Origin of the sequence: Variovorax sucrosi (assembly GCF_051216635.1) — a bacterium.
In the GTDB taxonomy this organism is placed as follows: Bacteria; Pseudomonadota; Gammaproteobacteria; order Burkholderiales; family Burkholderiaceae_C; genus Variovorax.
In genome coordinates, this window is the sequence record NZ_JBPJZU010000010.1 from 213,804 (window position 1) to 235,249 (window position 21,446).

At 68.2% G+C, this 21,446-nt stretch carries 19 protein-coding genes; 10 read left to right on the top strand and 9 right to left on the bottom strand.

The features are described 5' to 3' along the window. The first annotated feature begins 12 nt into the window (after positions 1-12). A complete protein-coding gene (locus ACSFBE_RS20175) occupies positions 13-531 on the top strand; it encodes a bactofilin family protein (protein ID WP_435492202.1) in 519 nt (172 codons plus the stop codon). On the opposite strand, the gene ACSFBE_RS20180 is transcribed toward ACSFBE_RS20175, so the two are convergent. After that, on the bottom strand, positions 532-1,347 hold the full coding sequence (locus tag ACSFBE_RS20180) for a DUF72 domain-containing protein (protein ID WP_435492203.1): 816 nt from the start codon (positions 1,345-1,347) through the stop codon (positions 532-534). Positions 1,348-1,451: 104 nt separating this feature from the next. Here ACSFBE_RS20180 and ACSFBE_RS20185 point away from each other — a divergent pair, with 104 nt between their 5' ends. Further along, positions 1,452-2,963: a M20 family metallopeptidase gene (locus ACSFBE_RS20185; protein ID WP_435492204.1), complete on the top strand. Its 1,512-nt coding sequence runs from the start codon at positions 1,452-1,454 to the stop codon at positions 2,961-2,963. Between the two features lie 4 nt (positions 2,964-2,967). Here ACSFBE_RS20185 and ACSFBE_RS20190 read toward each other — a convergent pair whose 3' ends face one another. The 4 genes from ACSFBE_RS20190 to ACSFBE_RS20205 are packed head-to-tail and all read right to left on the bottom strand — an operon-like array spanning position 2,968 to position 6,675. Next, positions 2,968-3,441 (bottom strand): YidB family protein, encoded by a 474-nt coding sequence (locus tag ACSFBE_RS20190; protein WP_435492205.1) that lies wholly within the window; start codon positions 3,439-3,441, stop codon positions 2,968-2,970. Positions 3,442-3,486: 45 nt separating this feature from the next. Then, a complete protein-coding gene (locus ACSFBE_RS20195; protein WP_435492273.1) occupies positions 3,487-4,812 on the bottom strand; it encodes a M20/M25/M40 family metallo-hydrolase in 1,326 nt (441 codons plus the stop codon). 41 nt (positions 4,813-4,853) lie between these two features. Continuing rightward, entirely contained in the window at positions 4,854-5,585 is a 732-nt protein-coding gene (locus tag ACSFBE_RS20200; RefSeq protein WP_435492206.1) for a 16S rRNA (uracil(1498)-N(3))-methyltransferase, read from the bottom strand. Position 5,586: 1 nt separating this feature from the next. Beyond that, positions 5,587-6,675, bottom strand: a complete 1,089-nt coding sequence (locus ACSFBE_RS20205; RefSeq protein WP_435492207.1) for an aminoglycoside phosphotransferase family protein — start codon at positions 6,673-6,675, stop codon at positions 5,587-5,589. A 193-nt stretch (positions 6,676-6,868) separates the two neighbouring features. Between ACSFBE_RS20205 and ACSFBE_RS20210 the strand changes: the two genes are divergently transcribed. Genes ACSFBE_RS20210 through rsmA form a run of 3 tightly spaced genes read left to right on the top strand, consistent with a single transcriptional unit; the run spans position 6,869 to position 11,508 of the window. After that, positions 6,869-9,259, top strand: a complete 2,391-nt coding sequence (locus tag ACSFBE_RS20210) for an LPS-assembly protein LptD (protein WP_435492208.1) — start codon at positions 6,869-6,871, stop codon at positions 9,257-9,259. A 19-nt stretch (positions 9,260-9,278) separates the two neighbouring features. Continuing rightward, positions 9,279-10,703: a peptidylprolyl isomerase gene (locus ACSFBE_RS20215; RefSeq protein WP_435492209.1), complete on the top strand. Its 1,425-nt coding sequence runs from the start codon at positions 9,279-9,281 to the stop codon at positions 10,701-10,703. Positions 10,704-10,725: 22 nt separating this feature from the next. Beyond that, the gene (rsmA, locus tag ACSFBE_RS20220) at positions 10,726-11,508 is read left to right on the top strand and encodes a 16S rRNA (adenine(1518)-N(6)/adenine(1519)-N(6))-dimethyltransferase RsmA (RefSeq protein ID WP_435492210.1); all 783 of its coding nucleotides are present in this window, start codon (positions 10,726-10,728) and stop codon (positions 11,506-11,508) included. Between the two features lie 50 nt (positions 11,509-11,558). Here the strand turns inward: rsmA and ACSFBE_RS20225 are convergent, their stop codons facing one another. From ACSFBE_RS20225 to ACSFBE_RS20240, 4 genes are all read right to left on the bottom strand, one after another. Then, positions 11,559-11,699 (bottom strand): hypothetical protein, encoded by a 141-nt coding sequence (locus ACSFBE_RS20225; RefSeq protein ID WP_435492211.1) that lies wholly within the window; start codon positions 11,697-11,699, stop codon positions 11,559-11,561. Between the two features lie 56 nt (positions 11,700-11,755). Continuing rightward, positions 11,756-12,190, bottom strand: coding sequence for a barstar family protein (locus tag ACSFBE_RS20230; RefSeq protein ID WP_435492274.1), 435 nt, complete (start codon positions 12,188-12,190; stop codon positions 11,756-11,758). 47 nt (positions 12,191-12,237) lie between these two features. Then, complete coding sequence (locus ACSFBE_RS20235) at positions 12,238-12,654, bottom strand: guanyl-specific ribonuclease (protein WP_435492212.1); 417 nt, start codon at positions 12,652-12,654, stop codon at positions 12,238-12,240. Positions 12,655-12,856: 202 nt separating this feature from the next. Further along, positions 12,857-15,214, bottom strand: coding sequence for an NADP-dependent malic enzyme (locus tag ACSFBE_RS20240; protein WP_435492213.1), 2,358 nt, complete (start codon positions 15,212-15,214; stop codon positions 12,857-12,859). A 196-nt stretch (positions 15,215-15,410) separates the two neighbouring features. On the opposite strand from ACSFBE_RS20240, the gene ACSFBE_RS20245 reads away from it, so the two are divergent. The 5 genes from ACSFBE_RS20245 to ACSFBE_RS20265 are packed head-to-tail and all read left to right on the top strand — an operon-like array spanning position 15,411 to position 21,370. Next, a complete protein-coding gene (locus ACSFBE_RS20245) occupies positions 15,411-16,460 on the top strand; it encodes an SPFH domain-containing protein (protein ID WP_435492214.1) in 1,050 nt (349 codons plus the stop codon). Positions 16,461-16,469: 9 nt separating this feature from the next. After that, positions 16,470-17,957: a DUF4178 domain-containing protein gene (locus tag ACSFBE_RS20250; RefSeq protein ID WP_435492215.1), complete on the top strand. Its 1,488-nt coding sequence runs from the start codon at positions 16,470-16,472 to the stop codon at positions 17,955-17,957. 40 nt (positions 17,958-17,997) lie between these two features. After that, entirely contained in the window at positions 17,998-18,219 is a 222-nt protein-coding gene (locus ACSFBE_RS20255; RefSeq protein ID WP_435492216.1) for a DUF350 domain-containing protein, read from the top strand. Positions 18,220-18,221: 2 nt separating this feature from the next. Continuing rightward, positions 18,222-19,757 (top strand): polyamine aminopropyltransferase, encoded by a 1,536-nt coding sequence (locus ACSFBE_RS20260; protein WP_435492275.1) that lies wholly within the window; start codon positions 18,222-18,224, stop codon positions 19,755-19,757. A 2-nt stretch (positions 19,758-19,759) separates the two neighbouring features. After that, on the top strand, positions 19,760-21,370 hold the full coding sequence (locus tag ACSFBE_RS20265) for an FAD-dependent oxidoreductase (protein ID WP_435492217.1): 1,611 nt from the start codon (positions 19,760-19,762) through the stop codon (positions 21,368-21,370). Positions 21,371-21,446: the final 76 nt, after the last annotated feature.

Consider the following 21,446-nt stretch of genomic DNA (forward strand, 5'->3'; position numbering starts at 1 on the left):
GAGGAGTAAGTCTTGGCTTCACAGTCCCCCTTCTTCGGCAAGCGTGACCGCGACACCGACAACTTCAATTCTCGCCCCGCACCGCTCGTCGGCGCCGGCACCAATCTCGCGGGCACGCCCGTCACCCCCCCGAGCGTGGCGAGCCCCACCCCGACCGCCGCCGCACCGGTGGCAAAGGAGGGCGGCAGCAAGCTGACCGTCGGCCCGAACATCAAGCTCAAGGGCGTCGAGATCACCGATTGCGACACGCTCGTGGTCGAGGGCCTGGTCGAGGCCACGATGGATTCGCGCGTGATCCAGATCGCCGAGCAGGGCGAGTTCAAAGGCTCGGCCGAGATCGACATCGCGGAGATTCGCGGCGTGTTCGACGGCAACCTCACGGTGCGCGAGAAGCTCGTCATCCATTCGACCGGCAAGGTCACCGGCAAGATCCGCTACGGCAAGATCGTCATCGAGGAAGGCGGCCAGCTCTCCGGCGAGATCACCTTCGGCGCATCGGACTCGAAAAAGCCCGCGCTGCAAGCCGCCTGATCAGGCGCCCAGCTTCGCGATCAAGGCACCCGCTGCGGCGGGTGCTTTTTCTTTGGCGCCGTTGATGAAGAAGACGAACACGTCGCGCGCCTTGGCTTGCACGTCGTCGGCGCCGTCGACGCGCGGCAGGCCGTCCGGCGTGCCGCCTTCGGCCCACCGCTGCGCGCGGCCCACCCAGGCGGCCAGCGCCTTCGGCGCATAGCCTGTCTTCAACGTCGCATCGCTGTTCATCAAGCGCGCATAGGCGAAGTCGGCCGTGAGGTTGGCGAAGGACGGAAACTTGTCCGAGTCGGTGAACACGGTCGCGACGCCGTGCGCGCGTGCCAGGGCGAGGTACTCCGCGGTCATGAAGCTCTCGTGCCGCACGTCCATCACGTGGCGCAGCGGGCGGCTGCCCGCCTTCTTCGGCAGCAGCGCCAGGAAGGCCGCGAAGTCCTCCGCATCGAAGACCTTGGTCGGCATGAACTGCCAGACGATCGGGCCCAGCTTGTCCTTCAATTCGGTGACCCCGCTGTCGACGAAGCGCGTGATCGATTCGCCCGCACCCGCCAGCAGCTTGCGGTTGGTCGCGAAGCGCGAGGCCTTGAGCGAGAACACGAAGCCGTCGGGCGTCTCGTCGTGCCACTTGCGGAAGCTCTCGGGCTTCATCGTGCTGTAGTAGGTGCCGTTGACCTCGATCGCGGTGACTTGCCGGCTCGCGTAGTGCAGCTCCTGCTTCTGCGGCAGGTCTTCGGGATAGAAGTTGTTTCGCCACGGCTCGTAGGTCCAGCCGCCGATGCCCACGCGGATGCGCTCGGTCGCCTTGCTGCTGCTCATGCACGCTCCTTCATGTCGAGTCGGGATTGGGACTGCGCACTCTACGCGGCGCGCCTACAGGCGCACAATGCTTTTCCCCCGATTCCCTTCAGCGGAGAACCCCGATGAACGCCCCCCTGCACCGCGAAATGCCCGCCGGCGCGCTCGACGCCGAGCGTGCCCTGTCCGACGTCACCACGAAGTGGGACACCGACATCCTGCGCCAGCTGACCGACTACATCGCGATCCCGGCCAAGTCGCCCGGCTTCGACAAGGAGTGGTCGGCCAACGGCTACCTCGAGACCGTGCTGCGCAACGCCGCGGCCTGGGTCGAGGCGCAGAAGGTCGAGGGCCTGACGCTCGAGATCGTGCGGCTCCCGGGCCGCACGCCGGTGCTGTTCTTCGAAGTGCCGGCCACCGGCACCGACATGGGCGAGACGGTGCTGATGTACGGCCACCTCGACAAGCAACCCGAGTTCACCGGTTGGCGCAACGACCTCGGCCCCTGGACCCCGAAGTACGAGAACGGCCTGCTCTACGGGCGCGGCGGCGCCGACGACGGCTACGCGGTGTACGCGAGCGTGGCGGCGCTGCAGGCGCTCAAGGCGCAGGGCGCCGCGCACCCCCGCATCGTCGGCCTGATCGAGACCTGCGAGGAAAGCGGCTCCTACGACCTGCTGCCCTACGTCACGGCCTTGAAGGACCGGCTGGGCGACGTCAGCCTGGTGATCTGCCTCGACTCCGGCGCCGGCAACTACGACCAGTTGTGGCTCACCACCTCGCTGCGCGGCATGGCCGGCGGCATGTTGAAGGTCGAGGTGCTGACCGAAGGCATCCACTCGGGCGACGCGTCGGGCCTGGTGCCGTCGAGCTTCCGCATCATGCGGCAGGTGCTCGACCGCCTGGAAGACAGCGCGACCGGCCGCCTGCTGCCGGCGAGCTTCCATTGCGAGGTGCCGGCCGATCGGCTGGCGCAGGCCCGCGTGACCGCCGGCATCCTCGGCGACGAGTTGTTCAAGCGTTTCCCCTGGGCGCACTACGACTGCGGCGGCTCGACCACCTTCGCGCTGCCCACCACCACCGACCCGGTCGAGGCGTTGCTCAACCGCACCTGGAAGCCGACGCTGTCGGTCACCGGTGCCGACGGCTTCCCGGCGCTGAAGGACGCGGGCAACGTGCTGCGCCCCTACACCGCCTTCAAGCTGTCGCTGCGCCTGCCACCGCTGGTCGATGCCGACCGCGCGGTGCAGGAACTCAAGGCACTGCTCGAAGACAACGCGCCCTACCAGGCCAAGGTCACCTTCGAGGGCGGGGGCGGTGCCACCGGCTGGAACGCACCGGCGATCACGCCGTGGTTCGAGCAGGCGCTCAACGTCGCGTCGCAAGCGCACTTCGGCGCGCCCTGCGGCTACATCGGCCAGGGCGGCACGATCCCGTTGATGAACATGCTCAGCGCGGGCTTCCCGACCGCGCAGATGATGGTCTGCGGCGTGCTGGGCCCCAAGAGCAACGCGCACGGCCCCAACGAGTTCCTGCACGTGCCCTATGCGAAGAAGCTGACGGCGGCGGTGGCCGAGGTGATCGCGGCGCTGCCGGTGGCGCACCGCAAGGCCCGGGCCGAGCCGGTGGCGGCTTAGGCCCTCAGCGCTTCTGCAGCAGGCCGCTCAGCGAGGACATCAGCTCTTCGTTGGTGCCGACGCCCTGCTCGGGAATCTGGCCGTTCGGCGTGAGCCGGTCGATCAGCGAGGGCAGCAGGGTGGCCAGCATCGGCAGCAGCATGGCCGGGCTGATGCCCAGCTTGCCCGCGATGGCCGAGATCGCGTCGCTGCCCAGCGCGTCGTTCAGCTGGCCGCCGGACACGGGCGCGTTCTCGCCCTTGCCGATCCACGAGCCGATGACGTCGCCCAGGCCGGCCTGTTCGAACTTGGAGACCAGGCCGCCGAGCCCTTCCGGCCCGCCGCTGTTGCCGAGCAGGCCGCCGAGCGCACCGGCGAGATCGCCCTGCCCGGCCTGCGAGCCACCGAGCACCTGACCGAGCATCGAGTCGAGCAATCCCATGACGTGTTCCTTGATTGAGGTGGTTGCGAAGGGAAGCGATTGTGCGCGTCTGCGCATCGTCTGGGAACCTGCGGGCCCTCTGCCAAGGGCGCCGTACGTGACTCAGTTCGCAGCCGACCGCTTCGTCAGCAGCGGCGCGCTCACCTCCTGCACGCCCACCAGGCCCAGCACCGTGAGCAGCGAGTTCTGCGCACCGCGCCAGGCTTCGTGCAGGTCGATCCATTCGTCCAGGGCGTGGAAGCCGCCGGTCTGCCCGCCGCCGCCCAGCACGATGGCCGGGATGCCCATCGCCATCGGCACGTTGGCGTCGGTGCTGCCGCCGCGCAACAGCGTGCGGCGACCGGCGCTGGCGTTGGCGCGCACCGCTGCTTCGACGATCACCGCATCGCTCGGCGTCCGGCCGCCCGGGCGCTCGCCCACCAGACGGTGCGTGGTGCGGAGCGTGTGGGTGCCGGCGCGTGCGTTCTCCTCGCGCACCGCGGCGTCGACGGCCCCGAAGATCTTGCGCTCGAGCGCGCGCAGTTCGGCCGGCGCATCCGAGCGGATGTCGATGACCATCCGCGCTTCTGCCGCGATCACGTTGACCGCGGTGCCGCCGCTGGCGGTGCCGACGGTGAAGGTGGTGCGCGGGAAGCTGGGTGTCTTCAGTTCGGCGATCTTCGCGATCGCACGGCCCATGCCGTGGACGGCACTGGGCACGCGGCCGAAGGCGCCGAAGCTGTGGCCACCCGGTCCGCTGAACACCACCTCGTGGCGGCGGCTCGCGGTGCCGGCGACCAGCACACTGCCGTCGGGCGCCGGTTCGAGCCCGACCATGCCGTCGATCTCGGGGTGCTCCGCGAAGATGCGCTTCATGCCACGCAGGTTGCCAAGCTCTTCCTCGCCCACGCTCGCGGCGAACAGCAGGTCGCCCTCGGTCTGGATCTTCTGCTCGTTCAGCACCCGCAACCAGGACAGCAGCACCGCGAGCCCGCGTGTGTCGTCGGAGATGCCCGGCGCGTAGAGGCGGCCGTCGCGCTCACGCACACGCACGTCGGTGCCGGCTGGAAACACCGTGTCGAGGTGCGCCGACACCAGCAGCGTCGGCCCCTTGCCGCTGCCCTTGCGCAGGCCCAGCACGTTGCCCTCGCCGTCGATGCGGGCGTCGGCCAGGCCCAGTGCCTTCATGCGTGCGAGGAAGGCTTCGGCCCGTTTCTGCTCCTTGAAGGGCGGCGCCTCGATCTCGGTGAGCAGGCGCAGGTCGGCGATCGCACGGGGATGGTCGTCGCGCACCGCATCGAGGGTGCGCTGCACCGGCGGCGAGGCCAGCAGCCGGGCGAAGGCCAGGCGGACCTCCGGGCGCACCGTCGGGCTGGCCATGGACTTCGGCGCGAAATGCTGGGCTTGCGCCGCAGCCGCCAGGCAGAGGCCGGCCAGCAGGGCCGGCATGCAGCACACGCGGCGTTGCAGGCGCGACAAACGGGCTGCGCTCACGCCGCGCCCAGCAAGGTCAGCGCCGCGAGTGCCGCCGTTTCGGCGCGCAGCACGCGTGGCCCCAGCCGGGCGGGACGAAAGCCTTGTGCCAACGCCCGGGCCTCTTCGTCGGCACTGAGGCCGCCTTCGGGCCCGCTCAGCACACGCCATCCGGCGCCGCCGGCGGGCGCGGTGGTGCCCAGCGCGGCGAGCGGCCGCGTGCCGGGCGCCAGGCTCAGGACGAGGCGCTGCGCGCCGTCGTCCTGCGGCGCGTCGGCCAGCCAGTCGGCGAAGGCGCGCACCGGGTGGATGCGCGGCACGCGGTTGCGCCCGCACTGCTCGCAGGCCGCGATGGCGATGGCCTCCCAGTGGGCGCGCTTCTTCTCGGCGCGTTCGGCCGCCAGACGCAGCACGCCGTGGGCCGTCATCAGCGGCTGGATGCTCGCGGCACCGAGCTCGGTGGCCTTCTCGACCAGCCAGTCCATGCGGTCGTTGGCGGGCATGCCCGGCACGAGGTGCACCGGCTGCGAGGCCTCGCGCTCGACCGGATCGTGCGCACCGAGGGTCACCGTGACCTCGCTGCGGCCCATGCGCTCCACCACCGCCGAATATTCGCCGCCGTGGCCGTCGAACAGCGTCAGGGCCTCGCCGGGCTGCATGCGCAACACCTGGACGTGGCGCGCGGCGCCGGGTGGCAGTGCGAGCGTGATCCCGGCCTGCAGCGGGATGGCGCAGTGGAAGCGCGGCACCTCAGACCCGACCGTAGGCGAAGCCGACCGTCGGCTGCGTGCCTTCGACCTCGTCGATCACGCGCAGCAGTGGCGTGAGTTCGGTGTACCGGCTGGCGGTGGCGCGGATGTAGGCGATGAAGCGCGGCGTGTCGGCCAGGTACTTCGGCTTGCCGTCGCGCAGCGTCAGCCGCGCGAAGATGCCGGCCACCTTCAGGTGACGCTGCAAACCCATCCATTCGACGCCGCGGTAGAAAGCGCCGAAATCCTCGTCCACCGGCAGCCCGGCCTTGCGCGCCTGCTGCCAGTAACGCACGGTGATGTCGAGCACGAAGTCTTCGTCCCAGCTCAGGAAGGCGTCGCGCATCAGGCTGGCGATGTCGTAGGTGATGGGGCCGTACACCGCGTCCTGGAAATCGAGCACGCCCAGCGGCCCACCATCGTCGGCCACCATCAGGTTGCGCGGCATGAAGTCGCGGTGCACGTAGACGCTGGGCGCGGCGAGGTTGTGCGCGACGATGGCCTTGAAGGCGCGGTCGAGCCGTTCCTTGATCTTCCCCTCGACCGCCACGCCGCGGTGCTGCGCGATGTACCACTGCGGAAACAGCGCCAGCTCGCGCTCCAGCAGCGCGCTGTCGTAGGGCGGCAACACGCCGGGCTTCGACGCCAGCTGCCAGGCGATCAATGCGTCGATGGCCTGGCCATACAGCGGACGGCTCGCATCGGCATTTGCCGGGTCGATCACGTCGAGCATGGTGCGGCTGCCGAGATCGTCCAGCAGGAGAAAGCCGTCGGCGGTGTCCCAGTCCAGCACCTGCGGCGCCTTCACGCCGGCCTCCTTCATCAGCCGGGCCACATCGACGAAGGGCGCGCTGTTCTCCTTGTCGGGCGGAGCGTCCATCACGATGCGGGTGCGCGTGCCGGCGGTCGTGTCGATGCGAAAGTAGCGCCGGAAGCTGGCGTCGGCGGACGCCAGCCGGACGGTCTCGGGGATCAGGTGATGGGTCGGTGCGATGCGGTCCAGCCAGCGCCCGAAGGCCGCTGCGCGGGCCGGGTCGCTCCAGGCGATGGAAGGGGCGGCGCCGGCGGCCGGGTGCGGGGATGCGGTCATGGATAATCGATTCTACAAATCGCCTCTCCGGCCCTTGCGAACACCCTCGCTCGCAGACCCATTTTCCCCTCCGACGATCCGTGACGCCCCTGCCCATGTCCGAACTGAAATGCCCTCGTGCCTGGCCCGCCGTGTCCTGCTTGCCTGCGACGCAGGCACCGGCCACCGACGATGCGTTCGGGCGGAGGGGCGAATGAGCCGACCCTTGCGCCCCCCGCTGCCGCTTGCGGTCCTGACGCTGGCCCTGTGGCAGGCGCAGGGCGCGCTCGCGCAGGAAGCCGCCTGGATCGATGCGCCGCTGCAGTTGCGACGCACGCCCCAACTGGTCGAGGCCATTCCGAACAGCGAGCGCGGCCTGCGACCCAGCTTCGTCGACGGCAACCGCATCTCGGGTCGACCGGACCTGGAGACCATCGTCGAGGGCAACGCGTCGCTGCGGCGCGGCGACACCGTTATCCACGCCGACCGGCTCGAGTACTACCAGCCTGACGACCTCGCAAAGGCGCAGGGGAACGTGCGGGTGAACCAGGGCGGCAACGTCTACGAAGGGCCCGAGCTCCAATTGAAGGTCGAGACCTTCGAGGGCTTCTTCAACAATGTGCGCTACCAGTTCCTCGAGAACGGCGGCAACGGCCAGGCCGATCGCATCGACTTCGTCGATTCGAACATCTCCGTGGGTCGCAACGCGACCTACACCACCTGCCGCCGCGAGGACTACCCGGGCTGGATGCCGGCCTGGCTGCTCACTGCGGCCACGCTGAGGACCGACACCGAAGAGAACGTCGGGATCGCCACCGATGCGCGCATGAGCTTCATGGGCCTGAGCACGCCGGCGCTGCCGTCGATCAGCTTCCCGCTGAACAACCAGCGCAAGAGCGGCATCCTGCCGCCGGTCTTCGGCGTGGACAGCGTCAACGGCGTCGAGCTGCAGGTGCCCTATTACTGGAACATCGCGCCGAACCGCGACGCCACGCTGACGCCGACGCTGATGAGCAAGCGTGGCATCAACCTGGGCAGCGAGTTCCGCTATCTGGAGAACAGCTACAACGGTGTCGTGCGCGCGGACTACATGCCGTCGGACCAGCTGCGCAACCGCGATCGCTGGGGTGTCTGGACCACCCACACCCAGACCTTCGATCCCAAGCCCTTCGGGCTCGACGCGCTTGTCGGCACCTTGCGCATCAACCGGGTGAGCGACAACGACTACTGGCGCGACTTCTCCCGCACTCCCACGTTGAGCACGCGCCTGCTCGACAGCGAAGCGGCGCTCAACTGGGCCAAGGGCGATTGGGGCGGCGTTGCGCGCGTGCTGTCCTATCAGACGCTCCAGTACTCGCTGTCGCAGATCACGCCGCCGTACGACCGCGTGCCGCAGCTCACGGCGAACAACACGCAGTACGACTGGAACGGCTTCGACGTCAGCACCCAGCTGGACTACACCCGCTTTCGCGCCGACTCGCGCTATGCGCCCATCCTCAACGGGCAGCGCCAGCCCGACGGCGAGCGGGCCTTCGGCATCCTGCAGGTCAGCCGGCCCTGGATCACGCCAGGCACCTTCGTCATCCCGAAGGTGCAGCTGCACGCGACCTCCTACCAGTTCGATGCGCCGCTTGCCAACGGGGCGAGTTCGGCCAGCCGTACCCTGCCGACCTTCAGTATCGACAGCGGGATGGTGTTCGAGCGCGACGCGACGGTGTTCGGTCGGGCCTTCCGCCAGACGCTGGAGCCGCGGCTCTTCTATGCGCGTACGCCGTACCGCGACCAGAGCCAGCTGCCGGTGTATGACAGCGCGGCGAACGACTTCAACTTCGCCACCGTCTACACCGAGAACGCGTTCTCCGGCAACGACCGCATCGCCGACAGCAACGTGCTGACGGCCGGCGTGAGCACCCGCCTGATCGACGCCGACACCGGCGCCGAGGCCGCGCGCTTGGGGGTGGCACAGCGCTTTCGCTTCAGCGACCAGCGCGTCACGCTGCCAGGCGCGCTGCCGACCACCGACCGTCTGAGCGACATCCTGGTGGGAGCACAGATCAACTGGACCTCGAAGTGGACCGCCGACACCACCATCCAGTACAACCCCGATTCGCGCCGTTCGGAGCGCAGCACGGTGACGGCCCGCTACAACCCCGGGCCGTACCGCACCCTCAATGCCGCCTTTCGCTACCAGGCCGACACCACCCCGCTCGCTCGGGACGGCAGCAAGTCGATCGACCTCGGCTGGCAGTGGCCGCTCAACGACCTCTGGGGTGACAAGGGCAAGAACCTCGGCCCGGGTCGTGGCGAAGGCGGTGGCCGCTGGTACGCCGTGGGCCGGATGAACTACAGCCTGAAGGACAGCAAGCTCACCGACGGGGTGATCGGCGTCGAATACGATGGTTGCTGCTGGATCGGGCGTGTGGTGCTGGAACGTCTGTCCACCGGACAAGTCACAGCAGCGACCCGGATCATGTTCCAGATCGAGTTCGTCGGCTTCGCCGCCGTCGGCTCGAGCCCCCTCAGGTCGCTGTCGCAGAACATCCAGCGCTACCAGCCGCTGCGCCAACCGGGCGAGACACCAAGCCGCTTCACCAATTACGACTGAGACCGAGCCAGTGCCAACCATGAAATTCCTCCGTTCCACCGTCTCCTTGGCCTGCCTGAGCGCAGGGCTGCTCGTCTCGGGCGCGCAGGCGCAAGGTCTGGGGCTGCGCCCCGGGGGGGGCGGCACCGGCATCACCGACATCATGCGCGGGGGGCCGCGGGTGAACGCGCCGACACCGGGTGCCGCGGCGCGGACGCCGGCGGCACCGGTCACCGGCCAGCGTTCGGCCGAGTACATCGTGGCACTCGTGAATTCCGAGCCGATCACCAACACCGAGGTGCTCAAGCGCGCGGCCCGCATCCTTCAGCAGAACCCCGAGGCGCAGCGACTGCCGCGGGTCGAATTGAACCGGCTGGTGCTCGAGCGCATCATCTCCGAGCGCGCGCAGCTGCAGGTGGCCAAGGAAGCCGGCATCAAGATCGACGACCTCGCCATCGACCAGGCCGAGCAATTGGTGGCACGGCAGAACCAGGTGAGCCTCGATGAGCTTTATCGCCGCATCGCCGCCGACGGCGTGAGCAAGCAGGAATTCCGTACCGACCTGCGCGACCAGCTGACGCTGACGCGGGTGCGCGAGCGCGAGGTCAATTCGCGCGTGAAGGTGAGCGATACCGAGGCTGAGCAGTTCCTGCAGGAACAACGCGGCGGCAGCGCGGCGGTCTCGGCCGAAATCAACCTGGCGCATGTGCTGGTGGCCGTGCCCGAGGACGCCAGCGAGGCGCAGGTGAAGGCGCTGCAGCAGAAGGCGCAGGGCGTGGCACAGCGCGCCCTGGCCGGCGAGGACTTCGCCAAGCTGGCCGGCGAGAATTCCGATTCGCCCGACCGGGCCAACGGCGGTGCGCTCGGCTTGCGCTCCGTCGACCGCTACCCGCCGCTGTTCATCGAGGCGACGCAGGCGACGCCGGTCAATGGCGTCGTCGGTCCGGTGCGCTCCGGCGCCGGCTTCCACGTCATCAAGGTGCTGGCCAAGGGCCGGGCCGGTGCCGCCGAAGGCGTGGTCACGCAGACCCAGGTGCGCCATATCCTGCTGCGCACCGACATGCAGCGCAGCACCGCGAAAGCCATCGAACAGCTGGCCGAATTCAAGCGCCGCCTGCAGGCCGGCACGGCCGACTTCGCCGGCCTGGCGCGCGACAACTCGGAAGACGGCAGTGCCAAGGAAGGCGGCGATCTGGGCTGGGGCCGGCCCGGCCAGTTCGTGCCGGAATTCGAGGAGGCGATGGACCGCCTCGCGCCGGGGCAGATCAGCGATCCGGTGGTGTCGCGCTTCGGCGTGCACCTGATCCAGGTGCAGGGCCGCCGCGAAGCCAAGCTGAGCCAGACCGAGCAGCGCGAAGCGGCGCGCGCGGCGCTGCGCGAGAAGAAGATGGACGAGGCCTTCGAGACCTGGGTGCAGGAAACCCGGGCCCGCGCCTACGTCGAGCTGCGCGAGCCGCCCCAGTGATGCCTCGTCCGCAGCAGGCCTGATGGCCCAGCACATCGCGCGCAAGCGCTTCGGCCAGCACTTCCTGTCGGACGGCGGGATCATCGACGAGATCGTGCGCGGCATCGCGCCGCAGCCGGGCGATGCGATGGTCGAAATCGGCCCGGGCCTGGCGGCACTCACGCAGCCACTGGTGGAGCGGCTCGGCCACCTGACGGTGATCGAGCTCGACCGCGATCTGGCCAAGCGGCTGCGGGAGCACGGCCAGCTCGACGTGATCGAATCCGACGTGCTCAAGGTCGACTTCGCGGCGCTGGCCGCACGGCTCGCGGGCGACCCGCCGAAGCCGTTGCGCGTGGTCGGCAACCTGCCCTACAACATCTCCACGCCCATCCTCTTCCACCTGCTGGGCTTCGCGCACCTGATCGCGGACCAGCACTTCATGCTCCAGAAGGAAGTGATCGACCGCATGGTGGCGAGGCCGGCCACCTCCGATTACAGCCGGCTCAGCGTGATGCTCCAGTGGCGCTACGACATGGAGAACATCCTGTTCGTACCACCCGAGAGCTTCGACCCGCCGCCGCGAGTGGACAGCGCCGTGGTACGCATGGTGCCACTGGCGCAGCCGCCGGCCGTCGATGCAGCGCGCCTGGGCGAGATCGTGCAGGTGGCCTTCAGCCAGCGCCGCAAGATCCTGCGGCACACGCTGGGCAAGTGGCTGGACGCGCACGGCTTCGACGGCCCCTTCGATGCGCAGCGCCGCGCCGAGGAGGTGCCAGTGGCCGAATACGTGGCCCTGGCGCAGGCGGTGCCGCCCTCACCCTGAGCGTCGCAACGTCGCAAAGAAAAAGCCCGTCGACGACGGGCTTTTTTTCATCAGGCTGCAGCGAGCCAGTATCCGGCGTTGAAGGGGCTGCTCATGCGCAGCGCCAGCGGTGATACGTCGACCAACTTGTCGGTCGGCATCTTTTCTGCCGTGGGATCAACGGGAGCGATTTCAATGCCGGCGACCGGCACGCTTCCGTCTTGAGCCTCGTTCGCCCGTTCTGCTTGGCTGGTTGATGCAGAACGGGCTACAGAAAAGAATAGAAGCACCTGAACGGGATCTTCCGGTCTCCCCAGTAGTCGGAGGCGTCGCGGAAGATGTCGAGCAGCTGTTCGCGGGCTTCCTTGTCGAACTTGGCGTTCGCCGGGATCTGTTCCAGCACGACCACGAAGCCAGGCTGCGGGCCCGATTTATGCAACGGATCGGTCATGCAGTCGTATAGCGCATCGAAGTTCTTGCCGAAGTGCGCCGGAAAGGTGAACTGCTGGGCAATCAGGTCGAGCACGTCCTGCTTCGACTGGGCGTTGGCCAGGTTCGCATACAGGAAGTGCTGCCCGGACGCGTTCGCGGCATCCTGCAGATCGCTCACGCGGAAGGCGCGAATCGACTGCACGATGTTGGGTCGCACGGCACGAAGGGATAAGGTCATCTCCGCTGGTCTTTCCATGGTTGTCGTCGTCATCATCTCTGTGGGGCGCGTTGGGGCGCCGCTCCAATTCAGTTCATCGGTCATGGCGAGATCCGCCTGAAGCTCGCGTAATGGTCCGCGGTGTACCAGCACGCCTCGGGCGCCGTGGCGCGTTCGCCGCCGCAGACAATGCGCCGCGCACCGCGGTTGCGTGCGCCGGGCGTGTCGACCGTGTATTCGCGGTAGTGCCCGCGACGCGCCGAGGGCAGAAGGCGTTCGCGGTTGCCGAACACCGTGCCGTCCTTTTCATGACGGAAGGGCCCGCCGCCGAGGATCGCCTGGTAGGTCCGTTGACCTTGCGCAGGCAATTCGCTCAGTGGGATCGATTCCTGGGTCGACTGCCGCGCTGCCGTCCGGTCGATGTTCTGGCTTTCCCGGGCACTGGCCCCGGTCGCCAATACCGCCAGGAGCAGGCCGGCGACGGCAAATCGGGACACAGACAACGAGATCGAGGCCATGAATAAACGGTGACCCAAGGGGACACCACAGGAAAAGAGCGAGGGGGGCCGAATCAGGGATCAACCTTGGGGTTAACCCGCGAATTCAAGCCCGCCAGTGTGCACCACGGACGCACAAATAGCAAGCGCCTGCTCAATAATTGAGCAGGCGCTTGCACGGAGAGAAGATTGATGAAGTTAGCGACCGCTATCGCCGATCCGCTCAGCGGTCGGCGTTGGCGTCGGCCACTGTCAGGGCCGTCATGTTCACGATGCGCCGAACGGTGGCGCTGGCCGTGAGGATGTGCACCGGCTTGGCCGCGCCCAGCAGCACCGGGCCGATGGCGATGTTGCCGCCGGCCGCCGTCTTGAGCAGGTTGTAGGAAATGTTGGCCGCGTCCAGGTTCGGGAACACCAGCAGGTTGGCGTCGCCGGCCAGCGCGCTGTGGGGCATGACGGCGGCGCGCTGCTTGCCGTCCAGCGCCACGTCCCCGTGCATTTCGCCGTCGACTTCCAACCAGGGCGCCTGAACGCGCAGCAGGTCGAGCGTACGGCGCATCTTCACCGCGCTCGGCTGGTTGCTGCTGCCGAAGTTCGAGTGCGACAGCAGCGCCGCTTTTGGCTTGAGGCCGAAGCGCATCATTTCCTCGGCTGCCATGGTCGTGATCTCGGCCAGTTCTTCCGGCGTCGGGTCGTAGTTGACGTGCGTGTCGACCAGGAACACCTGGCGGTCGGGCAGCAGCAGGCCGTTCATGCAGGCGTAGATCGGAACGTCCTGGGGCGTGCTGGCGCAGCCGCCGGGGCGCTTGCCGATCACCTGGTCGATGTGGTGCAGGTGGATCGCCGTGGTGCCCCAGGTACCGCAGATGAGGCCGTCGACCTCGCCCTTGTGCAGCAGCATCGAGCCGATGAGCGTCAGGCGGCGGCGCATCTCGATCTTGGCGGTCTGCACGGTGGTGCCCATCCGCTCGGTCATGCGGTGGTAGGTCTGCCAGAAGTCGCGGTAGCGGTGGTCCTGCTCGACGTTGACGATGTCGTAGTCGAGTTCCTCACGCAGGCGCAGGCCGAACTTCTCGATGCGCTGGGCGATGATGGCCGGCCGGCCGATCAGCGTCGGGCGCGCCAGGCCTTCGTCGACCACGATCTGCACGGCACGCAGCACGCGTTCTTCCTCGCCCTCGGCAAACGCCACGCGCTTCTTCGTCGCGCGCTTGGCCGCGTCGAAGATCGGCTTCATCATCGTGCCGGACGCGTAGACGAAGCTCTGCAGCTTGTCGCGGTAGGCGTCGAGGTCGGCGATCGGGCGCGTCGCCACGCCGCTTTCCTGCGCGGCCTTGGCCACGGCCGGCGCGATCTTCATCATCAGGCGCGGGTCGAAGGGCTTCGGGATCAGGTACTCGGGACCGAAGGTGAGCTTCTCGCCCACGTAGGCGGCCGCCACCACCTCACTCTGCTCGGCCTGCGCCAGCTCGGCGATGGCGCGCACTGCGGCAATCTCCATCTCGTCGGTGATCGTCGTCGCGCCCGAGTCGAGCGCGCCGCGGAAGATGTACGGGAAGCACAGGACGTTGTTGACCTGGTTCGGGTAGTCGGTGCGGCCCGTTGCCATGATCACGTCGCCGCGCACCGCATGCGCGTCTTCCGGGCTGATTTCCGGGTTCGGGTTGGCCAGCGCGAAGATCACCGGCCGCGCTGCCATCTTGGCCACCATTGCCGGCTTGAGCACGCCGCCGGCCGACAGGCCGAGGAAGACGTCCGCACCCTCGATCACTTCCGACAGCGTGCGCGCCTGCGTCTTCTGCATGTACTGGCGCTTGTCGTCGTCCATCAGCTCCTCGCGGCCTTCGTAGACCACGCCGGCCAGGTCGGTGACGAAGACGTTCTCGCGCAGCAGGCCGACCTTGAGCAGCAGGTTCAGGCAGGCCAGCGCCGCAGCGCCGGCACCGGAGGTCACGAGCTTGACCTCGGCAATGTTCTTGCCTGCGACCTTCAGGCCATTGAGTAGCGCGGCTGCCACGGTAATCGCGGTGCCGTGCTGGTCGTCGTGGAAGACCGGAATCTTCATGCGCTTGCGCAGCTCGCGCTCGACGTAGAAGCAGTCCGGGGCCTTGATGTCTTCGAGGTTGATGGCGCCGAAGGTCGGCTCCAGCGCGGCGATGACCTCGACCAGCTTGACCGGGTCCTTCTCGTCGATCTCGATGTCGAACACGTCGACGCCGGCGAACTTCTTGAAGAGAACGCCCTTGCCTTCCATCACCGGTTTCGAGGCCAGCGGGCCGATGTCGCCCAGTCCGAGCACGGCGGTGCCGTTGCTGATGACCCCGACCAGGTTGCCGCGCGCGGTGTACTTGTAGGCGTTGGCGGGGTCCTTGACGATTTCTTCGCAGGGCGCGGCCACGCCGGGCGAATAGGCCAGCGCCAGATCGCGCTGGTTGACCATCTGCTTGGTGGCCGCGATGGCGATCTTCCCCGGCACCGGCAGCAGGTGGTACTCCAGTGCGGCGCGGCGCAATTCGGCGCGCTTGTCTTCGGCGCTGGGTGCGGCAGGGACCGCGGGGCTCAGGGGAGACAGATCGGACATTGGCAGCGTTCTCCGGCGGTCGCTGGCGCATGGAATGACGCGTCCGCGACACGGTTGTAGGGGGCGCGATTGTAGACCTCGCCTCCCAGGGGAGCTCCGTTGCCCGTGCCGGCCCGGCGCCTTTCGGAAGCGGCCGTTGCGGGCCGCCTGCGCATATGATCCGGTCGATTCAACTCGACCGACCTGGAGGGACGCCATGGCACTGATGGATTTCATCAAGAAGCAGTTCATCGACATCATCCAGTGGACCGAGTCCGGCGATGGCACGCTGGCCTGGCGCTTCCCGATGGCGGAGATGGAGATCCAGAACGGGGCATCGCTCACCGTTCGCGAGTCGCAGGTGGCCGTCTTCGTCAACGAAGGCAAGGTCGCCGACGTGTTCGGCCCCGGCATGTACAAGCTGACGACGCAGACGCTGCCCGTCCTCACGTACCTGAAGAACTGGGACAAGCTCTTCGAGTCGCCCTTCAAAACCGACGTCTACTTCTTCAGCACCCGCCAGCAGATCGACCAGAAGTGGGGCACGCCCCAGGCGATCACGATCCGCGACAAGGACTTCGGCGCGGTGCGCCTGCGGGCCTTCGGCAACTACAGCTTCCGCATCGGCGACGCCAAGCTCTTCCACACCGAGATCTCCGGCACGCGCGACATCTACACCGTGGCCGACCTCGACGGCCAACTGCGCGGCCTGGTGCTGCAGAACATCAGCAACGCCATCGCTTCGAGCGGCGTGCCCTTCCTCGACCTGGCGGCGAACCAGATCGAGTTCGCCAACGCGCTGTCGACGCAACTGCAGCCCGAGTTCGCCAAGATCGGCGTCCAGCTTGAAGCGATCACGGTGCAGAACGTCTCCCTGCCCGAAGAACTGCAGAAGGTGCTCGACCAGAAGATCGGCATGGGCATGGTCGGCAACGACATGGGCAAGTTCATGCAGTACCAGACGGCGCAGGCCATTCCGAAGTTCGCCGAAGGCTCGGCCAGCGGCGGTGGCGGCATCGCCGGCGACGCGATGGGGCTGGGGGCCGGCGTGGCGCTCGGCCAGGTGTTGGCGCAGAACCTCGCGCAGGGCCTGAACCCGAACGCCGCGGCGACTGCAGCCGTGGCGGCCGCGGCGCCGGTGACCGAGATCAGCGCCAACGACGTGATGGCCACGCTCGAGAAGCTGGGCGAACTCAAGACCAAGGGCATCCTCACGCAGGAAGAGTTCGACGCCAAGAAGGCGGAGCTGCTCAAGAAGCTGGTCTAAGCACCCGCGATGGCTGAGGAACCAGGCGCCCAGCGCGCCTACCGTGCGCCCTGCCCGGGTTGCGGCGCACCGGTCGAATTCAGGTCCGCGCAATCGGCGTTCGCCGTCTGCCCGTACTGCCAGAGCACCGTCGTGCGCCAGGGCGAGACGCTCGCGCGCATCGGCAAGATGGCGGAGCTGTTCGACGACTTCAGCCCGCTGCAGCTCTTCGCCGCGGGCCGGGTCGACGGCCAGCCCTTCACGCTGGTCGGCCGGCTGCAGTACGCCTACCCCGGCGGCCGCTGGACCGAGTGGATCGCCGCGCTCGACGGCGAGCGCACCGGCCTGCTGAGCGAGGACAACGGCGCCTTCGTCTTCTCGTTGCCGCACGTGCTGGAGCGCGCCGCACCGCCGGCCGGCGACCTGCGCGTCGGCGCCACCACCGCCTTCAACGGCCAGAGCTACACGGTCGCGTCGAACGAGCAGGTGACGCTGGTGTCGGCGCAGGGCGAGCTGCCGCGGCTGCCCGATCTCGGCAAACCTTTCGCAGTCGTCGAGTTGCGCAGCGACCAGGGGCAGGTGCTCAGCCTCGACTACGACACGCAGCCGCCGGGCGCCTACCTCGGGCGCGCGGTGCGGCTCGAGGACCTGCAACTCACCGGTCTGCGCGACGAATCGACGAAAGAAGAAAAGGGCCGCAGCTTCGCCTGCCCCAATTGCGGCGCGCCGGTCACGGTCAACCTGGCCGACAGCAAGAGCATCACCTGTGGCAACTGCCACAGCATCATCGACCTGTCGCAAGGCATCGGCGGCGAGCTGAAGCACGCCGAGCAGGACGAGCCGGTGCGTCCGCTGATCGCGTTGGGCAGCGTGGGCACCCTGCAAGGCGCCGCCTGGCAGGTGGTCGGCTTCCAGCACCGCATGGGCAACGAGCCCGGGGACGACGAACACTTTGGCTGGAACGAGTACCTGCTCTACAACCGCCAGCGCGGCTTCAGCTTCCTGGTCGATGCCGAAGACGGCTGGAGCATGGTCGCACCGACCACCGGCGCGCCCAGCATGGCCGAGAGCGGCAAGACCGCGAAGTACCTCGGCAAGGGCTACCAGCAGCAGTACGCGTACAACGCCGAGACCACGTACGTGGCGGGCGAGTTCTACTGGCAGGTCGAGCGCGGGCAGAAGACCTTCAATCGCGACTTCGCCAACGGCAATGCGCTGCTGTCGATGGAGCGCTCCGCCAACGAGCTGACCTGGTCGTCCGGCAGCAAGATGGACAGCGCCACCGTCGCGGCGGCCTTCAAGCTCGACGCGAAGAAGGACATGTTCAAACGCGCCGACGCCGCGCCGCTGAGTGCCGCGTCCGGCATGGGCTGCGGCACCATCATCCTGATCGTCGTGGTGATCCTCATCCTGCTGATCATCCTGAGCACCTGCAGCGGACGTTCGTCGGGCGGCTCGTCGACGCGCAGTTCCGGCGGTTCGTACGGCGGCTACTCCAGCGGCGGCGGTCACAAATGACCGGCGCCCTTTCACACACCCCTTTCTTCAGGAGGTTCTCATGATGGGAATTGAATGGCTGCGGCCCGCCGCGTTTCTGGGCTCGATGCTCTACGCCATCATCGGCGTGCTGATCTTCTGGATCACCTTCCTGATCATCGACAAGCTCACGCCCTATGACCTCTGGCAGGAGATCATCGAGAAGCAGAACCGAGCGCTCGGGATGGTCGTCGCGGCGATGTGTCTGGGCATCTCGATCATCGTCGCCGCCGCCATCCATTGAGCGTGCCGGCCCCCGCGGCGCGCGGTCCGCAGCCCGTCGAGATCGCCCTCCTCGCCAGCGTCTTCGTCGTGGCCGCCTGCGGGCTGGTCTACGAGCTGAGCGCGGCGGCGCTGAGCTCCTACCTGCTCGGCGACTCGGTGCTGCAGTTCAGCACCATCATCGGCACCTACTTGTTCGCCATGGGCGTGGGCTCGTGGCTCTCGCGCTACTTCGAGCGGCAGCTGCCCGCGCACTTCCTGCGCATCGAACTGCTGGTCGCGCTGGTCGGTGGTGCGCTGCCGGCGCTGCTCTTCATCGCCAACGCCTACATCCCCGGCGCCTTCCGCCTGCTGCTCTACGGGCTGGTGGTCGTGGTGGGTACGCTGGTCGGCCTGGAGATTCCACTGGTCATGCGCATCCTCAAGCGCAGTACCGCGCTGAAGGACCTGGTATCGCAGGTGCTGACCTTCGACTACCTTGGCGCGCTGGCGGTGTCGGTCGCCTTCCCGCTGATCTTCGTGCCTCAGCTCGGCATGATCCGCACCGGCCTGCTGTTCGGCTTCATGAACGCGGCGGTCGCGCTGTGGGCGCTGTGGATGTTCCGGCACGAGTTGCGGCAGTTTGGCGCGCACTTCGCGGCGTGCGTGCTCACGCTTGCGGCGCTGGTCGCGGGCTTCGTGTTCGCCGACCACATCACGACGCTGGCCGAAGACAAGTTCTACCAGGACCGTATCGTCTTCAGCGCCACCTCGCCGTATCAGCGCATCGTCGTCACGCGCGGTGGCGCGGGGCATCGGCTGTTCCTCAACGGCAACCTGCAGTTCGCCGAACGCGACGAGTACCGTTACCACGAGGCATTGGTGCACCCGGTGATGGCGGCGCACGGCGCGCCGAAGAAGGTGGCGGTGCTGGGCGGCGGCGACGGCATGGCGGTTCGCGAGATTCTCAAGGTCCCGTCGGTCGAGTCGGTCACGCTGGTCGAGCTCGACCCGAACATGACGCGGCTCTTCGCCGAGCACGAGACGCTGTCGGCGCTGAACGGCGGGTCGCTCAAGTCGCCCAAGCTGAAGATCGTCAACACCGATGCGTTCAAGTGGCTGCAGGAAGGGGATGACACGTTCGATGTGATCGTGGTGGACTTCCCCGACCCGACCAACTTCGCCATCGGCAAGCTTTACACCAACTCCTTCTACGCCCTGCTCGACAAGCGGCTGGCCGCGAGCGGCTATGCCGTGGTGCAGACCACCTCGCCGCTGATCGCTCGCCAGAGCTTCTGGACGGTGGCGACCACCATCGAATCGGTCGGCCTCACCGCCACGCCCTACCACGTGCATGTGCCGAGCTTCGGCGAATGGGGCTTCGTCATTGCGAGCCATCGGCCCTACCGCCGGCCCGAGGCGCTGCCAGCCGGCCTGCGCTATCTGTCGTTGCCCACGCTGCCGTTGATGTTCGACTTCCCGCTCGACATGGCGCGTGTGCCGGCCGAGGTGAACCGGCTGTCGAACCAGACGCTGGTCACCACCTACGAGCGCGAGTGGGGCAAGGTCTCCGGCCACTGACGATGCAGCGCCGGGCCTTTATCGCCAGCGGACTCGGTGCCGGCGCGTTCGCGCTGGCCGGCTGCGAGGCGCCGCACACCATCGAGGGCGGCTTCACCGGCATCGACATGACACGCGGCCATGCGATGCGCGATGGTGCCCTGCCCGCGGCCGCACCCGCGACCGCGCGCCGCACGCGGGTGGTGATCGCCGGCGGCGGCGTCGCCGGCCTTGCCGCGGCGCGGGCCTTGCGCGCACGCGGGATCGACGACTTCGTGCTGCTCGAACTGGAGGACCAGGCCGGCGGCAACAGCCGCGGCGGTGCGGTCCACGGCATTGCCTGCCCGCTCGGCGCGCACTACCTGCCGGTGCCGGGCGACGACGCGCACGAGGTGCAGGATCTGCTGGAAGAACTGGGCCTGCGTCGCCGCGTCGCGGGGCGCTGGGAATACGACGAACGCCACCTCTGCCACAGCCCGCAAGAGCGGCTTTTTTTCCAGGGGGAATGGCAGGACGGCTTGCTGCCGGTGCAGGGTGTGGATGGCGAGACCCTAGCGCAGTACCGGCGCTTTTCGCAGCGCATCGAGGACCTGCGCCAGGGCGCGCGCTTCGCCATTCCCGACCTGCGCGCACCGGCCTCGCCGGAGCGGCTGGTGCTCGACGCCATCACCTTCGCGCGCTGGCTCGACGCCGAAGGCCTGACCGACGCGCACCTGCGTTGGTACCTCGAATACAGTTGCCGTGACGACTATGGCGCCGGCATCGCGCAGGTGTCGGCCTGGGCCGGCATCCACTACTTCGCCAGCCGCCACGGCTTCCACGCGCCGGGCGACGACAACGCAGAGCGCGACGCGGTGCTCACCTGGCCCGAGGGCAACGGCTGGCTCACGCAGCGTCTTGCCGCGCCGCTGGGTGATCGGCTGCGCACCGGCCAGGTGGTCACGCGCATCGCCGACATGCGCAGCGGCGTCGAGGTCGATGCCTTCGATGCCGCGTCGCGGTCGACGGTGCGCTGGCACGCCGAGCACTGCATCGTCGCGCTGCCGGTCTTCGTCGCCGCACGCGTGGTCGAGAACCCGCCGGAAGTCCTGCAGAACGCTGCGGCGCATGTCCGTTACGCGCCCTGGTTGGTGGCCAACGTGCACCTGGGCGCTCCGCTGGCCGACCGGCCCGGCGCCGCGCCGAGCTGGGACAACGTGATCTACGGCGCGCGCGGTCTCGGGTACGTCGATGCGCGCCACCAGACGCTCGATCCCACACCGAGAGGCACCGTGCTGAGCTGGTACCGGCCGCTGGGCCCGAGCGGCTACGACACCGCCGAGGGTCGGCGCCTGCTGCTCGACCGCCCCTGGACCGGCTGGCGCGATGACCTGCTCGCCGAGTTGTCGGTGCCGCACCCCGACCTGCCCTCGCTCGCCACGCGTGTCGAGATCACGCGCTACGGCCACGCCATGTGCATCCCCCGGCCGGGCCTGCTGGCGCAGATCGGCTCGCAACGCACGGCGCCCGACGCGGCGCAGCGCGGCAGCGTTGTGGCGGGCCGCCTGTCGTTCGCGCATGCCGACTGGTCGGGCTATTCGATCTTCGAGGAAGCGTTCACCCGCGGGCACGTGGCGGGCATGGGCGTCGCATGAAGGCTTCGCTTCGACCCTGAGGGTTGCATGTCATGGCTGCGTCACGCGGAATGGGCATGGTCTCGCGTTTCGACTG

Bases quoted from the DNA above. Each gene is read 5' to 3' on its own strand.
- ACSFBE_RS20255 (WP_435492216.1), top strand. From the start codon at position 17,998: ATGATGGGAATTGAATGGCTGCGGCCCGCCGCGTTTCTGGGCTCGATG.
- ACSFBE_RS20190 (WP_435492205.1), bottom strand. From the start codon at position 3,441: ATGCGCAGACGCGCACAATCGCTTCCCTTCGCAACCACCTCAATCAAG.
- ACSFBE_RS20210 (WP_435492208.1), top strand. From the start codon at position 6,869: ATGAGCCGACCCTTGCGCCCCCCGCTGCCGCTTGCGGTCCTGACGCTG.
- ACSFBE_RS20215 (WP_435492209.1), top strand. From the start codon at position 9,279: ATGAAATTCCTCCGTTCCACCGTCTCCTTGGCCTGCCTGAGCGCAGGG.
- ACSFBE_RS20180 (WP_435492203.1), bottom strand. From the start codon at position 1,347: ATGAGCAGCAGCAAGGCGACCGAGCGCATCCGCGTGGGCATCGGCGGC.
- ACSFBE_RS20230 (WP_435492274.1), bottom strand. From the start codon at position 12,190: ATGACGACGACAACCATGGAAAGACCAGCGGAGATGACCTTATCCCTT.
- ACSFBE_RS20245 (WP_435492214.1), top strand. From the start codon at position 15,411: ATGGCACTGATGGATTTCATCAAGAAGCAGTTCATCGACATCATCCAG.
- ACSFBE_RS20195 (WP_435492273.1), bottom strand. From the start codon at position 4,812: ATGCCGGCCCTGCTGGCCGGCCTCTGCCTGGCGGCTGCGGCGCAAGCC.
- ACSFBE_RS20235 (WP_435492212.1), bottom strand. From the start codon at position 12,654: ATGGCCTCGATCTCGTTGTCTGTGTCCCGATTTGCCGTCGCCGGCCTG.
- ACSFBE_RS20250 (WP_435492215.1), top strand. From the start codon at position 16,470: ATGGCTGAGGAACCAGGCGCCCAGCGCGCCTACCGTGCGCCCTGCCCG.
- ACSFBE_RS20205 (WP_435492207.1), bottom strand. From the start codon at position 6,675: ATGACCGCATCCCCGCACCCGGCCGCCGGCGCCGCCCCTTCCATCGCC.
- ACSFBE_RS20265 (WP_435492217.1), top strand. From the start codon at position 19,760: ATGCAGCGCCGGGCCTTTATCGCCAGCGGACTCGGTGCCGGCGCGTTC.
- ACSFBE_RS20240 (WP_435492213.1), bottom strand. From the start codon at position 15,214: ATGTCCGATCTGTCTCCCCTGAGCCCCGCGGTCCCTGCCGCACCCAGC.
- rsmA (WP_435492210.1), top strand. From the start codon at position 10,726: ATGGCCCAGCACATCGCGCGCAAGCGCTTCGGCCAGCACTTCCTGTCG.
- ACSFBE_RS20185 (WP_435492204.1), top strand. From the start codon at position 1,452: ATGAACGCCCCCCTGCACCGCGAAATGCCCGCCGGCGCGCTCGACGCC.